The sequence below is a fragment of the Marisediminicola senii genome, from assembly GCF_011057645.1.
Lineage (GTDB): Bacteria > Actinomycetota > Actinomycetes > Actinomycetales > Microbacteriaceae > Marisediminicola > Marisediminicola senii.
Map to the genome: position 1 here is coordinate 1 of NZ_JAALGE010000021.1, position 14,136 is coordinate 14,136.

A 14,136-nucleotide genomic window follows, 5' to 3' on the forward strand; every position below is an offset into this window, starting at 1 on the left:
GGTTCAGGGCGCGCACGAAGGCTGCCGCACGGGTGTAGCGCAATCGGCCCGCCGCCCCGCCGCCCCGCCGCCCGGCCCAGTGTCAGGCGGCGGGGTGGCGCTCATCCAATCCCGCCTGCACCACCCTGTCGTTGCCCCGTCAGGGACGCGCCTGTCATAGGGTGATCCGACACCGGTGCTGGAGGGGATGATCGCTCATGATGTCGAACCAGGGCGGGCCAACGTGATGTTGGCGTCGTCGGTCCGCCAACGGCCGTCGCGCCGCCGCCCGCTCGTCGCCACCCTTGTGGCCTGCCTCGCATTGGGCATCGTTCCCCTGTCTGGCCAAACCCCTGCCAGTGCAGCACCCGCGGCCAGTGACCTGCGCGAGCCGCAGCAGTCGGAGGACGGCGTCGAGGTCTCGACCTATGGGACCGACTCGGTGGCAGTCGACATGCGCGGGCACGAGACCCGTGTCTATCAGGCCGTGCATGCGGTGCAGCGACTGGACAACGTCACCGTCGTCTACTGGTCGATCGGGTGGGACGTCGAACCCTGGTTGTGCTGTTCACTGTTCGGGCCATACGGTCGCGGCCCGATCGGTCAGAACACGTTCGCCGTCAGCATCTCGCCCGCTTTCGTCAACGTCGTATTTCCCACCGACGGGCGGCTGCTGTATGCGATTCCTGACCCGACCCGCGACTTCGGTACGCCACCGACAGCCGCCTCGACCGCCGATGCGCTCCCGGACGAACCGGGTGTCATGAACGTGGTCTACAGCGTCCTCCCGCCACTCCCCGCAGGCGTCGACACCGTCGACGTGACCCTCGGGTACGCGGGCCTCGTTCTCGACGTTCCCGTCGACGACGGCCTGCTCGAACCCACTGTCGAAGGCCCGCAAATACCGGTCGGGACAGGATGGCCGGAGATTCCGCCACAGATGCTCGAACCTCTGCCATACCCCGAAGTCTCGGAGCGCCCCCTCTTCGCCCCAACAGAACGAATCGACGGCTTCAGCCGGGAACGCGCAGCCGATGCGGACGTGACGATCGATGTGGCAGCCGACCTCCTCTTCGCCTTCAACTCCGCCGATCTGTCACCCGACGCATCTGCGCAGTTGGCAGCGCTCGTCGACCAGATTGCGGAACGCGCGACGGCCGGTGAGATCGCGGTCATCGGTCACACCGACGACGTCGGCGACGACGCATTCAACTCGGACCTCTCGGTGCGGCGGGCTGCCGCGGTGGCCGGCGTGCTCGAGCCGGCGCTGGCAACCGCTGGACTCGACGTCTCGATCGAGGGCAGGGGCGAACGAGAACCAGTGGTGGAGAACGATACCGAGCAGAACAGGCAACTGAACAGGCGTGTCTCGATCGTCTTCACGGCGGCTGCATCATGATGCGGGCCGTTCGTCCCGTCGCTGCCCTGCTCGGTGTGATGGCCATGGGCGGCATGGCGGGCTGCACCGCGTTTGGCGGGGACGAACCCGCGCCATCGTCCTCTGCTTCCCCGGAATCGTCGCCGGCCGCGGTGGAGTCCTCAGAGCTGTCGCGCCAGATACTGGACGCGGCCGCTGCGGCCGATGGCGACCTGCCGGTACTCGGTTCACAGACGATCGAGGTGGATTCATTCAACTTCGACGACGAGGTGATCGACGTCACGGTAGCGGTGCACCGAATCGAACGACGCGCAGACTCGACGATGGTCACGCTCTCGATGTCGAGTCCGAGCGAAGGAGCTGCGCTCGACGGCGCGGTCTTCGCGGACGGAGCTGCCGGAACGTTCTTCGACCGCATCGCTATCGAAGACCCGGAAGGCGGCGTGCGTTATCTCGGACTGTCCTGGCGTCGCGAAGTCAACTCCGAGCTGTCTCCGCCCGCCGATTCGCCGCTCAATTCATGCGTGTGCGCGTACCGACAGAACCTGACCCTCGGCAATGAGCCAGTCTTCATGGACGCCCTCTACGCGCCACTTCCTCCAGACCTGTCGACCGTCTCGGTGACCGCACCGGGCGGATTATCGATACCCGGCATTGATGTGAGCGAATCCCCCGAATAGGGCGACTGCCCGCGAGCGCCGCGCAGGCGATGTACCGGGGCGCGGGATACCGTGAATGCATGCCCTCCCCCGACTGGACCACGTCAGACCTGCCCGCCCTCGCCGGCTCCACCGCCATCGTCACGGGCGGCAACAGCGGCATCGGGCTCGCGGCCGCCCGCGCCCTCGCCGGGCGCGGCGCCCATGTCGTGCTGGCCGTGCGCGACCTGCAGAAGGGGGCAGATGCCGCGGCATCCATCGCCGGGTCGGTCGATGTTCGACGGCTCGACCTCGCCGACCTCGCGTCGGTGCGCGAGTTCGCGGCATCCATCACCGACCGGGTCGACCTGCTCATCAACAATGCCGGGGTCATGGCGCCCCCGCTCAGCCGCACCGCCGACGGCTTCGAGATGCAGTTCGGAACGAACCACCTCGGGCACTTCGCGCTGACCAACCTGCTGCTTCCACAGGTCACCGGCCGCGTCGTCACGGTGTCGAGCCTGGCCCACCGCGCTGGCACCATCGACCTCGTCGACCCCAACTACACCTCGCGCCGCTACAACCGCTGGTCGGCATACGGGCAGTCGAAGCTCGCGAACCTGCTGTTCACGCTGGAGCTGCAGGCGAAGCTCGCTGCGGGCGGATCGGGAGTCATCGCGGTCGCCGCGCACCCCGGGTGGGCATCGACCAACCTGCAGGGACGCTCGAGCAACCCGGTGTCTGCCTGGTTCTCGCGGCAGGGCAACCGGCTGTTCGCACAGGACGCCGATGGTGGCGCACTGCCGACGCTGTATGCCGCGACCGCCGGCGTACCGGGCGGCAGCTACATCGGCCCGGGAGAACGCGGCGGCATGCGCGGCGCCCCCACCTTCGTGGACCGCGTTCCCGCGGCATCCGACGCCGACATGGCGCGCAAGCTGTGGGACCTGTCGGAGCGGCTCACGGGCGTCGGCTACCCGGTGCAGTCGGTCTAGCCTCGCTGGCCCTGCCTGCCCCGCTCGCCTAGCGGGCGGGTGGGATGCGTTCGCCGAGCCAGCGCACCAGGTCGGCGGTGACGTCGAGGTAGTTGGTCTCGTTGTAGACCTCGTGGCGTGCGTCGTCGTAGATGATCAGTTCGACGTCGGTGAGCTTGGACCTGGCGAGGTAGGCCTCGGCGAGCAGCTCGGCGCTGCGGGATCCGCCGAACGAGTCGTCGCTGCCGACCTGGATGAGCACCGGCACGTCGTGGCTGAGGTTCTTGGCGGGCCTGCCGAGCAGCCTGACCGCGTCTGCCGGGCCGAACAGGGTGATCGCGTCGGCCTCGAACGTGAGCTTGTCCTCCAGAAAGGCGGCGGCGATGGTCTCGTCGCGGCTGAGCCATTCGTGGCCGGTGGTTCCGAGGTGCTTGTGCTTGGCGTTGAGCAGCCGGCCCTTCATGTGCCGCACGGTGCGCAGCGCGGTGCCGGAGAGCACGACGGCGTCGTAGGACTCCGCGTGCTCGTTGAGCAGCTTCTGGGCGATGATCGATCCCCAGCTGTGCCCGAACAGCACGAGCGGGATGCCGGGGTTCTCGCGCCGGATGAGGCCGCTGAGGTGGTAGACCGCGTCGACGGTGGCGTTCATTCCGCCTGGGCCGAGCCTGCCGAGACGGTCGAGCACACCCCCGTGCTGCTCGACCCCGGTCTGGCCGTGGCCGCGGTGGTCGTCGGCGTAGACGGTGAAGCCGGCGCGCACGAGCGCCTGCGCGAGTCGCTCGTAGCGGATGGCGTATTCACCGAGTCCGTGCAGCAGATGCACGACACCGCGCGGCTTGCCGGCCTTCCACTGGTAGTAGTGGATGGTCACGCCTCGCGCGTCGGTGAACGTGTGGTCATGCCGCGCCGCAGTGAACTGGATCACGCTGCCTCCTCGCCTCCCCTCAGTGTATTGCCGCAGTCACCCCCAGCATTCGGGCCCCAGGTCGTTAGCAGGGCTAATTTGCTAGGCTAATCACTTGTGACTGCTCCCGACGATTCCGCGCCCTCCGCCGTCACGTACGAGCTCAGCCGCGAACTCCGCATCGCGGTCAACCGGCTCTCCCGTCGGCTCCGCGCGGAGAAGGCCGACCACGACCTCACCGACGGGCAGACCACGGTGCTCGGCATCATCGAGCTGACCGGGCCGCGCACGCTCACCGAACTGAGCGAGATCGAGCGCGTCACTCCCCCGTCGATGAGCCGCACCGTCACGGCACTGCTCGAGGCGGGCTACATCGAGCGGCAGCCGTCCGACGACGACGGGCGGAAGGTGCTGCTGAGCCTGACGGCGAACGGCCACACCCTGGTGCTCGAGACCCGCCGCCGCCGCGACGAGTGGCTCTATACGCGGCTGGCCACGATGACGGAGGCCGAGCGCCGGACACTCGCCGACGCGGCATCCATTCTCCGCCGATTGTCCGACGAATGAGCTCGATGTTCCGGTCGCTGGCCGGCTACAACTACCGGCTGTGGGCGGCGGGCGCGTTCGTCTCGAATGTCGGGACATGGATGCAGCGCACCGCCCAGGACTGGCTGGTGCTGACTGAGCTCACCGACAACGACGCTTTCGCGGTGGGTCTCGTGATGGCCCTGCAGTTCGGGCCGCTGCTCATCCTGCTGCCCGTGACCGGCCTCGTCGCCGACCGGTTCGACCAGCGCACCATCCTGATGGTCACGCAGGCCACGATGGGCGTGCTCGGGCTGGCGCTCGGCATCCTCACCGTGACCGGGGTGGTCGAGCTCTGGCACGTCTACATCTTCGCGGCGCTGCTCGGCTGCGCCGCCGCGTTCGACGCCCCCGCGCGGCAGGCATTCGTGTCCGAGCTGGTGGGCGGAACCAACCTCTCGAACGCGGTCGCCCTCAACTCGGCGTCGTTCAGCGCGGCCCGCATGGTCGGCCCTGCCGTCGCCGGGATGCTGACCGCGGTCGCGGGCGCCGGCGCGGTGTTCCTGATCAACGCGGCGACCTTCGCCGCGGTGCTCATCGCGCTCAAGATGCTGCGCGTGCGCGACCTGCGGCGCGAGCCCCGAGCGGCCAGGCAGCGCGGCGACCTCGCGGGCGGCTTCCGCTACATCCGGCGCCGGCCCGACATCATGGTCGTGCTCGTCATGATCTTTCTGGTCGGCACCTTCGGGCTCAACTTCGGCATCTACATCGCCACCATGGCGCGCGTCGAGTTCGGCGCTGGGGCGGCCGAGTTCGGGGTGCTGTCGTCGATCATGGCGATCGGCTCGGTCACCGGGGCGCTCCTGTCGGCGAAGCGGGAGTCGCCCCGCATGCGCTTTCTGATCGCGTCATCCATCATCTTCGCGCTCGGCTGCCTGCTGGCCGCGGTGCTGCCGTCGCTGTGGATGTTCGCGGCGGCGCTCGTGCTCATCGGCGTCGCAGCGCAGACCTTCATGACCACGGCGAATGGGCTCGTGCAGCTGTCGACCGACGCGGCGGTGCGCGGCCGCGTGATGGCGATCTACATGGCGATCTTCATGGGCGGCACGCCGATCGGCGCCCCCGTCGTCGGCTGGATCGCCAACGAGTTCGGTCCGCGCTGGTCGCTCGTGGCCGGCGGCGCGGCCGGGCTCATCGCCTGTGCGGTGGGAATTGGATGGCTCGTGCAGCACCAGCACCTGCGCGTCGGGTTCTCCGGCCGGCGGTTGCGGGTGATCCACGACGGGTCGGCCGAGGCGGGCCCCGACACCGTGGTTCCAGACGAGCCGAACGCGAACGGCGCGGTGCGCGGTGCGGGTGTGCGCGACAACGACGTCGACGACGACGACGTCAGCAACGACGTCAGCGACGGCCTGCCGCCCCGCGTCACGTCTCGCGAGTGATCTCGACCTTCACGAAGAGGTTCGACCGGAACGGCCCGGCATACACGCCGCGCAGCGGGGGCACGTCGTTGTAGTCGCGGCCGCGGCCGACCGCCACGTGCCGGTCGCCGATGTCGATCTGGTTCGTGGGGTCGTAGCCGCGCCAGTCGCCGCAGTACCACTCGACCCAGGCGTGCGATTCACCGGTGACGGTCTCGCCGACCTCGGCGTTCGGCTTGGGGTGCAGGTAGCCGGACACGTACCTCGCCGGGATGCCGACCGCGCGCAGTGCGCCGATGGCGAGGTGCGCGATGTCCTGGCACACGCCCTTGCGGTGCTCCCAAGCCTCGGCGGCCGTGGTGTGCACCTCGGTGACGCCCGTCATGTACTCGACCTGCTCGCCGATCATCACGCAGATGCGCTGCGCCGCCTCGCACGGGCTGAGGAAGTCATTGGCGATCTCGCGGGCGAGCGCGACGACCTCCTCCGGCGGGTCGGTGCGGCGGGTCTGCCCGCGCTGCTCGACGTACTCGATGGCGCGCTCAGACGCGATCGCGAGGTCGTCCCAGCTGAGGGTGTGCGGCGAGTGGGTGAACCTGTTGACCTCGACCAGGCTGTTGGCAGTCAGCGTCAGGTCGCGGTGCGGTGATAGCAGCTCGAACGACGAGACCTTGCTTCCCCAGTAGTCGACGTAGTTGTGCGCGGTCGACGTGGGCGAGATCTCGAGGTTGGAGTACAGCACCAGTTGGCCGTCGGCGCTGGCTGGCAGCATCCGTGCCTCGTTGTACGACGCGGTGACTTCGCCCTCGTAGTGGAACCCGGTGGTGTGCCGGATGCGTAGACGTTTCACGAGTTCTCCTTGACCCAGTGCGGGGCCGCGTTGCTGGGGAAGTACCGCTGGCGGATGGCTTCGGATGCCGCACTAGTGGCCGCCTGCACGCTGTCCATGTGGCCGTCGAGGTCTTCGAGGATCTCGGTGATCGGCCGGTACTCGAGCTCGCTGCGGATCTGCCCGAGCACGCGCTGCGCCTGCTCGGAGACGCCGGAACGGTCGGTGCGCGGTTCGATGTCACGCATGCACATCTCGGCCCGTCGAACGGAGAACAGGATGCTTCGCGGAAACAACCGGTCGAGCAGCAGGAACTCCGCCGCATTGCGCGCGCTGGGCACGCCGCGGTAGGTGCGCAGGTATGCCTCGTAGGCGCCGCACGAGCGCAGGATGGTGGTCCACGACGGCCCGCTCGCCTCGGTGAGCGAGCGGGTGGCGAGCAGCCGCGCGGTCATGTCCGCCCGCTCGATGCTGCGGCCGAGGGTGAAGAACTGCCACGCCTCGTCGCGGCTCGTGGCCGACTCGATTATGCCGACGGCGAGCGCCGAGCGCTCCCGCACCCAGCCGAAGAACTCGTGCACCTTGTCGGTGGCGACCTTGCGCGGCATCCGCGCCCGCGTGGTGTTGAGGCACTCCCACAGTTCGGTCGACACGATCTCGCGCGCCCGGCGGGCATTCTCGCGTGCGGCCCCCAGGGAATAGGCGATGGATGCCGGCTCTGACCGGTCGACGGCGAGGATGCTCAGCACGTCTGCACGGGTGATCTCCCGGTCGTCGGAGACCTCGCTTCCCATCACGCTGAGCAGCGAACGGCAGGCCAGGTTCTCCTCGATCCACGGGTCCTCGAGCAGCAGCTGGAGGTGCACGTCGAGGATGCGGGCGGTGCCGTCGGAACGCTCGATGTAGCGGCCGATCCAGAACAGCGACTCGGCGATGCGGCTCAGCATGGGGTGGGCTCCTCGTCTGCGGTGAGGGTCTGTTGCTGCTGCTCCTGCTGCCCGTGGTCCTTGGGCCGCTCGCTCGGCGAGTGGTCGCGTTCGCGCGCCTGCAGCATCTCGGGGGTGATGATGCTGATCGATTCGGTCGCGGCGGCCTGGCCGGCGACGAGGCCCTGGATGCTGTGGCGCGAGACCTGGAGCGAATCCTGCCCGACGACCCAGGTGTCCTTCGACCCGCCGCCCTGGCTGCTGTTGACGACCAGCTGGCCCTCGGGGAGCGCGACCCGGGTGAGACCGCCGGGGAGTACCCAGACGTCCTTGCCGTCGTTGACCGCGAACGGGCGGAGGTCTGCGTGGCGGGGCCGCATGCCGTCGTCGACCAGCGTGGGGATCGTCGACAGCTGCACGACGGGCTGCGCGATCCAGCCGCGCGGGTCGGCGAGCAGCCGGTGGCGCAGCGCCTCGAGTTCGGCGGGCGACGCGTCGGGCCCGATGACGAGTCCCTTGCCGCCCGAGCCGTCCACGGGCTTGACCACGAGTTCGTCGAGCCGGTCGAGCACCTCTTCGAGGGCGCCCGGGTCTTCGAGTCGCCAGGTGTCGACGTTGGGGAGGATCGCCTTCTCCGACAGGTAGTACTGAATGAGGTCGGGCATGTAGGTGTAGACGAGCTTGTCGTCGGCGACGCCGTTGCCGACCGCGTTCGCGATCGTGACGTTGCCGAGCCGTGCGGCGAGCAGCAGGCCGGGCGACCCGAGCATCGAGTCGGTGCGGAACACCAGTGGGTCGAGGAACTCGTCGTCGACCCGGCGGTAGATCACGTCGACCCGCGTCGGGCCCGCGGTCGTGCGCATCCAGACCCGGCCGCCGGAGCAGAACAGGTCGCGCCCCTCGACGAGCTCGACTCCCATCAAGCGAGCGAGCAGGGTGTGCTCGAAATAGGCGGAGTTGTAGACACCGGGGGTGAGCACCACGATCGTGGGGTCTTCGACGCCCTCGGGGGCACTCGCGCGCAGGGCGTGCAGCAGCTTGTGCGGGTAGTCGCCGACCGGGCGCACGCGCATCTTGACGAACAGCTCGGGCAGCGTCTGGGCCATCACCCGCCGGTTGGAGATCACGTAGCTCACGCCGGACGGCACGCGCACGTTGTCTTCGAGCACCCGCCATCCGCCGGTCTCATCGCGGATCAAGTCGATGCCGGAGACCTGCACGCGCACGCCGTTGGCCGGGTCGATGCCCGCGGCCACGCGGTGGAAGTGGCTCGACGAACTGATCAGCGACGCGGGGATGATGCCGTCGCGCACGGCGTTCTGCGAACCGTAGATGTCGGCGAGGAACGCCTCGAGTGCGAGCACCCGCTGCTTCACTCCCGCCTCGACGGTGAGCCATTCGGCCTGGTCGATGACCCGCGGAACGGCGTCGAGCGGGAACGGCCGCTCCTCGCCCGCGAAGTCGAACGTGACCCCCTGGGCGAGGTAGGAACTGGCCAGGGCGTCGGTGCGCCCGCGCAGTTCGTCCTGCGTCATCTCGGCGAGCGCGGAGTGGATCTCGCGGTACGCCGTGCGGATCGAGTCCGGCTTCTCGAACATCTCATCGAACGGGATCGCCCCGCGCCGCTTCGTTGTGGTGAGGGCCGGCGAAGAGTAACCATCAAACAAATCGCCCATGGTGCGAGCCTAAACCCGCGGTGTTGCCGCGATGTTTCGGGCTCAGCGGCCCGCGGGAGGGCGTCGGGAAGCCGCCGGCGAGGGTCGACAGGCGCGCGTGCGTGACGGGCGCGTGACGGGCGCGAAGAGTACACAGCTTTGAGCCCCCCGCAACCGGGTTGTCGCTTTCTGCGGTTTCGGGGCACCCTGTATCAATGCGATCACTTCATTACGCCGGGGAATCCGTCGTGGTCAGCGCCGATACCTGCGACGCGGTCTTCCGCTATGCCCAGGCATTGGCCGACGCCGGACGTTCAGACATCGTCACCATCCCGATCCTCGTCGAGGGTAGGCGCGAGTTCTCGAACATGCTCCTCGGGCCAGCCAGCCTGCTGTTCTGCACGCCGGCGCCCGACAGTGACATCGACATGGAAGACCCGGCGATGCTCGAGCAACTGCGCGAACGCACTGCCGCGCTCGGGCCGCAGATGGCATTCGCCGGCGGACAGGACGAGCAGTCCCGCGACGCGCGGTCGGCCGACATCAACCAGTCCGACTTCCTCTAATACCCCTCCCACCGAATCGAGTCCCGTGTTCCGTCTGCTTCGCTTTCTGCCCATCGTTCTGCCCCTCGCCCGCCGCGCACTGCGTAGCCCGCAGGGCAAGGCCGCCATCGCCAAGGTGAAGTCGCGCCTCGCCGGCGGTGGCAGCACCCCGCGTTAGGGCGAAGGAGCCCGGAGCGTGAACGCCCTACTCGCGGCCGATGCGGTCGTCGAGCTGCTGTGGACCGGATCGGTGTGGGGCGAGGGGCCCGTGTGGCTGCCCGCCACGTCGGCCCTGCGCTGGAGTGACATTCCGAACAACCGCATCCTGCAGTTCGATGCCGCGAGTGGCGCCGTCTCGGTCTATCGCGATGGCGCCGAGTACACGAACGGCCGGACCCTCGACCTGCGGGGCGATGTCGTGCAGTGCAGCCACGGTCGCCGGGCGGTCGAGCGCGACGTCGACGGGCGGGTCGAGACGATCGTCGGCGGATTCGCCCTCGGCCGGTTCAATTCACCGAACGACGTCGTCGTGGCGAGGGACGGCGCGATCTGGTTCACGGACCCGCCGTACGGCATCCAGGAGAACGGCCACGAGGGGCACCCCGGCACGCAGGACTACGACGGGTGCTGGGTGTTCCGTTACGACCCCGTCTCGCGGGTGGCCGAACCCGTGATCACCGACCTGGTGCACCCGAACGGACTCGCCTTCTCGCCCGACGAGGGCACCCTGTACGTGTCGGACACCGCGTCGTCCACGGACGATGCGGCGAATGCCGCGGGCGCGCCAGACCAGGGCGCAGCCGGTAGCGTGCCCCGCAGCATCCGGTGCTACGACACCACCACGCTCGCCGGCCGAGACTTCGCCGCGCCGACCGGTCTGGCCGACGGCCTGCGCGTCGACACCGCGGGCAACGTGTGGACCTCGAGCCACCGCGGGGTCGAGGTGTTCTCGCCGGCCGGCGACCAGTTGCTCTACATCGAGGTGCCAGAGCGTGTCTCGAACCTGTGCTTCGGCGGCGACGACGGCACCGACCTGTACATCACCGCGTCGACCAGCCTGTATCGCATCGGCACCACGGCCAGGGATGCCGCGCGACGGGTGCTGCAGACGGGCCCATAACGCAGTTCGCAGCGCGAGCGTCCCAGGCCGGCTCGCAGGTCGGCTTGCAGGCGGGCTCGCAGGCCGGGTAGCACTCGTGCGCGTCGCCCGCGACCCCTGTACAGGGCGCGCGCCGCGACGGAGAGTGGACCCATGGAATACACACACCTCGGCCGCTCCGGCCTGAACGTCTCCCGCCTCTGCCTCGGCACCATGAACTTCGGCCCGGAGACCGACGAGCCGACCTCGCACGGCATCATGGACTCCGCCCACGACTACGGAATCAACTTCTTCGACACCGCCAACGTCTACGGGGGCGACAAGGGCAAGGGTGCCACGGAGACCATCGTCGGCAACTGGTTCGCGTCGGGCGGCGGTCGCCGCGAACGCACGGTGCTCGCGACGAAGCTCTACGGCGACATGAGCGACTGGCCCAACGACGGCAAGCTGTCGGCACGCAACATCCGGCTCGCCCTCGATGCCAGCCTGCAGCGCCTGCAGACCGACTACATCGACCTGTACCAGTTCCACCACATCGACCGGGCGACCCCGTGGGATGAGATCTGGCAGGCCATGGAGACCGCCGTCGCGCAGGGCAAGATCCTCTACGCCGGAAGCAGCAACTTCGCCGGCTGGCACATCGCGACCGCACAGGCCGAGGCGCGAAAGCGCAACTTCCCCGGCCTCGTGAGCGAGCAGTCGATCTACAACCTGCTGGTGCGCGACATCGAGCTCGAGGTCATCCCCTCGGCGCAGGGCAACGGCCTCGGCATCATCCCGTGGTCGCCGCTCCAGGGCGGGCTGCTCGGCGGCGTACTCAAGAAGCAGCGTGACAGCAGCCGTCGCGTGGGCGAACGTGCGGCGAAGCAGCTCGACGAGAACCGCGAGGCGATCGGGCAGTACGAGGACTTCGCCGACGAGCTCGGCCACGAGCCGGGCGACGTGGGCCTGGCCTGGCTGCTGCACCAGCCCGCGGTGACGGCGCCGATCATCGGACCGCGCACCAGCGAGCAGCTCGACGCGGCCGTGCGCGCCGTCGATGTGACATTGGATGCCGCGGCCCTCGCCCGCCTCGACGAGATCTTCCCCGGTAAGAAGACCGCGCCGGAGCACTACGCCTGGTAGCGGGTAGGTCACTGCGGCACGGGGCCGCGCATCCGGAGTCGGGTGCGCGGCCCCGCACTGTTTCGCTCGACGGGTTGGCGTCGGATCCCGAATCCGGTACGGTGTGGTCAGACCACATGCTCGACGACGAGGACACCGTGACCGCAGAAGGCACCCCAGACCCGCGCAAGGCCTGGGAGACCGTGCTCGCCAGCATCGAGGGCGACCTGCTCTCCGGCCGACTCGGACCAGGCGACCACCTCCCGCCCGAACGCGCACTGGCCACCGCCCTCGGCGTCGGACGGTCATCCGTTCGCGAAGCCGTGCGCGTGCTCGAAGTGCTCGGACTCATCCGCACCCAGACCGGATCCGGACCGCAGTCGGGCGCGATCATCGTCGCCCGGCCGTCCGGCGGCATGTCCCTGCTGATGCGCCTCCAGGTCGCCGCCCGGGCATTCCCGGTCGACGACGTCGTGAGCACCCGCCTGATCCTCGAGGCAGCGATCGCGACGCAGCTCGCATCGGGCCCGTTCGACCTCTCCCCCGCTCGCGAACTGCTGGACTCGATGGATGCGCCGGGGCTCGGGGCCGCGGACTTTCTCGCGCTCGACGCGCAGTTCCACGTGTCGCTCGCCGCGGCATCCACCAACACCGTCCTGGCGGCCATGATGGCGGGCCTGCGCGACTCAGTGGAGGGCTACGTGCTCGCCAGCGCACCCGACGCCGACGCCTGGCCAGACACCGCAGCGCGCCTCAGGGCCGAGCACCGCGGCATCGTCGCGGCCATCGACGCGGGCGACCCCGACACGGCGAGCGCACGCATTCGCGACCACATCCACGGCTACTACCTGCAGACCACCACACCGAAGGAGACCCCATGGTGAAGCGACAGTTTCCCAAGCCCCGCGACCTCGCGCCGCTGATGAAGTTCAAGGCCCCGACCCTCAACGCGAAGAAGCGCCGCCTGCAGGAGGCCCTCACCATCGAGGACCTGCGCCGGATCGCGAAGCGCCGCACCCCGACGGCCCCGTTCGACTACACCGACGGCTCCGCCGAGGCCGAACTGTCGCTGCGCCGTGCGCGACAGGCGTTTCGCGACATCGAGTTCCACCCCGCCATCCTGCGCGACGTCTCCCAGGTCGACACCTCGTCCACCGTGCTCGGCGGCCAGGTCGCGATGCCGTTCGGCATCGCCCCCACCGGGTTCACCCGCATGATGCAGACCGAGGGCGAGATCGCCGGGGCCACCGCGGCGGGTGCTGCCGGCATCCCGTTCAGCCTCTCCACCATGGGCACGACCTCCATCGAAGACGTCGCGGCCGCGAACCCGAACGGGCGCAACTGGTTCCAGCTCTACATGTGGAAGGACCGCGACCGGTCGCTCGCCCTCGTCAACCGCGCCGTCGCGGCCGGGTTCGACACGCTGCTGGTGACCGTCGACGTTCCGGTCGCCGGCGCCCGACTGCGCGACACCCGCAACGGCATGACCATCCCGCCGACCCTGACCCCCGGCACGATCATCGACGCGTTGCCGAGGCCCGCGTGGTGGATCGACTTCCTCACCACCGAACCGCTTGCCTTCGCGTCGCTCGACCACTGGTCCGGCACCGTCGCCGAGCTGATCAACACCATGTTCGACCCCACCGTCACCTACGAGGACCTCGAGTGGATCAAGGCGCAGTGGCCGGGCAAGCTCGTGGTGAAGGGCGTGCAGAACGTGGATGACGCGAAGCGCCTCACCGCGCTGGGAGTCGACGGTCTGGTGCTCTCGAACCACGGCGGGCGCCAGCTCGACCGGGCGCCGATCCCGTTCCACCTGCTGCCGGAGGTCGTGCGCGAGGTCGGGATGGACACCGAGGTGCACCTCGACACCGGCATCATGACCGGTGCCGACATCGTGGCGTCCATCGCCCTCGGCGCGAAGTTCACGCTCATCGGGCGCGCCTACCTCTACGGGCTCATGGCTGGCGGCCGCGAGGGGGTCGACCGCGCCATCGAGATCCTCAGCACCGAGATCACGCGCACCATGCGGCTGCTCGGCGTCACCTCGCTCGACGAGCTGACCCCGGCACACGTCACGCAGCTCGAACGGCTGGTGCCCCGCCCTCGCGTGTGAGCGCCGCGGCGGGCCGACGCAGGCGGGCCAGTGCGCGCAGGCC

General features: G+C 69.1%; 15 protein-coding genes. 11 read left to right on the forward strand and 4 right to left on the reverse strand.

What is annotated here, in order from left to right; translation table 11 throughout:
* The first annotated feature begins 187 nt into the window (after positions 1 to 187).
* Genes G5S38_RS08455 through G5S38_RS08465 form a run of 3 tightly spaced genes read left to right on the forward strand, consistent with a single transcriptional unit; the run spans position 188 to position 2,990 of the window.
* Positions 188 to 1,378, forward strand: coding sequence for an OmpA family protein (locus tag G5S38_RS08455; protein WP_165067257.1), 1,191 nt, complete (start codon positions 188 to 190; stop codon positions 1,376 to 1,378).
* Entirely contained in the window at positions 1,375 to 2,037 is a 663-nt protein-coding gene (locus tag G5S38_RS08460) for a hypothetical protein (RefSeq protein ID WP_165067260.1), read from the forward strand. Before G5S38_RS08455 ends, G5S38_RS08460 begins: the two co-directional genes overlap by 4 nt.
* Before the next feature lie 59 nt (positions 2,038 to 2,096).
* The gene (locus G5S38_RS08465; protein WP_165067263.1) at positions 2,097 to 2,990 is read left to right on the forward strand and encodes an oxidoreductase; all 894 of its coding nucleotides are present in this window, start codon (positions 2,097 to 2,099) and stop codon (positions 2,988 to 2,990) included.
* A gap of 28 nt (positions 2,991 to 3,018) precedes the next feature.
* On the opposite strand, the gene G5S38_RS08470 is transcribed toward G5S38_RS08465, so the two are convergent.
* Positions 3,019 to 3,894 (reverse strand): alpha/beta hydrolase, encoded by an 876-nt coding sequence (locus G5S38_RS08470; RefSeq protein ID WP_165067266.1) that lies wholly within the window; start codon positions 3,892 to 3,894, stop codon positions 3,019 to 3,021.
* Positions 3,895 to 3,990: 96 nt separating this feature from the next.
* Between G5S38_RS08470 and G5S38_RS08475 the strand changes: the two genes are divergently transcribed.
* A complete protein-coding gene (locus G5S38_RS08475) occupies positions 3,991 to 4,440 on the forward strand; it encodes a MarR family winged helix-turn-helix transcriptional regulator (RefSeq protein WP_165067269.1) in 450 nt (149 codons plus the stop codon).
* Positions 4,437 to 5,840: an MFS transporter gene (locus G5S38_RS08480; protein WP_201276628.1), complete on the forward strand. Its 1,404-nt coding sequence runs from the start codon at positions 4,437 to 4,439 to the stop codon at positions 5,838 to 5,840. The genes G5S38_RS08475 and G5S38_RS08480 overlap by 4 nt, the downstream gene beginning before the upstream one ends.
* On the opposite strand, the gene G5S38_RS08485 is transcribed toward G5S38_RS08480, so the two are convergent.
* From G5S38_RS08485 to G5S38_RS08495, 3 genes are read right to left on the reverse strand one after another with little or no spacing between them, the layout of a single operon-like run.
* Complete coding sequence (locus G5S38_RS08485) at positions 5,824 to 6,669, reverse strand: transglutaminase family protein (RefSeq protein WP_165067272.1); 846 nt, start codon at positions 6,667 to 6,669, stop codon at positions 5,824 to 5,826. The two genes, G5S38_RS08480 and G5S38_RS08485, sit on opposite strands and share 17 nt — an antisense overlap.
* On the reverse strand, positions 6,666 to 7,595 hold the full coding sequence (locus G5S38_RS08490; protein ID WP_165067275.1) for an alpha-E domain-containing protein: 930 nt from the start codon (positions 7,593 to 7,595) through the stop codon (positions 6,666 to 6,668). The genes G5S38_RS08485 and G5S38_RS08490 overlap by 4 nt, the downstream gene beginning before the upstream one ends.
* The gene (locus G5S38_RS08495) at positions 7,589 to 9,250 is read right to left on the reverse strand and encodes a circularly permuted type 2 ATP-grasp protein (RefSeq protein WP_165067278.1); all 1,662 of its coding nucleotides are present in this window, start codon (positions 9,248 to 9,250) and stop codon (positions 7,589 to 7,591) included. Before G5S38_RS08495 ends, G5S38_RS08490 begins: the two co-directional genes overlap by 7 nt.
* Positions 9,251 to 9,444: 194 nt before the next feature.
* On the opposite strand from G5S38_RS08495, the gene G5S38_RS08500 reads away from it, so the two are divergent.
* From G5S38_RS08500 to G5S38_RS08520, 6 genes are all read left to right on the forward strand, one after another.
* The gene (locus tag G5S38_RS08500; RefSeq protein WP_165067280.1) at positions 9,445 to 9,795 is read left to right on the forward strand and encodes a hypothetical protein; all 351 of its coding nucleotides are present in this window, start codon (positions 9,445 to 9,447) and stop codon (positions 9,793 to 9,795) included.
* Positions 9,796 to 9,820: 25 nt separating this feature from the next.
* Positions 9,821 to 9,952, forward strand: coding sequence for a hypothetical protein (locus tag G5S38_RS15850; protein WP_268921058.1), 132 nt, complete (start codon positions 9,821 to 9,823; stop codon positions 9,950 to 9,952).
* An 18-nt stretch (positions 9,953 to 9,970) separates the two neighbouring features.
* Positions 9,971 to 10,894 (forward strand): SMP-30/gluconolactonase/LRE family protein, encoded by a 924-nt coding sequence (locus tag G5S38_RS08505; RefSeq protein ID WP_165067283.1) that lies wholly within the window; start codon positions 9,971 to 9,973, stop codon positions 10,892 to 10,894.
* A 132-nt stretch (positions 10,895 to 11,026) separates the two neighbouring features.
* Positions 11,027 to 11,998 carry an aldo/keto reductase gene (locus G5S38_RS08510; protein WP_165067286.1) on the forward strand — a complete coding sequence of 324 codons (972 nt, stop codon included), beginning with the start codon at positions 11,027 to 11,029 and terminating at the stop codon, positions 11,996 to 11,998.
* A gap of 116 nt (positions 11,999 to 12,114) precedes the next feature.
* The gene (locus G5S38_RS08515) at positions 12,115 to 12,861 is read left to right on the forward strand and encodes a FadR/GntR family transcriptional regulator (protein WP_165067289.1); all 747 of its coding nucleotides are present in this window, start codon (positions 12,115 to 12,117) and stop codon (positions 12,859 to 12,861) included.
* On the forward strand, positions 12,855 to 14,093 hold the full coding sequence (locus G5S38_RS08520) for an alpha-hydroxy acid oxidase (RefSeq protein WP_165067292.1): 1,239 nt from the start codon (positions 12,855 to 12,857) through the stop codon (positions 14,091 to 14,093). Before G5S38_RS08515 ends, G5S38_RS08520 begins: the two co-directional genes overlap by 7 nt.
* Positions 14,094 to 14,136 lie beyond the last annotated feature (43 nt).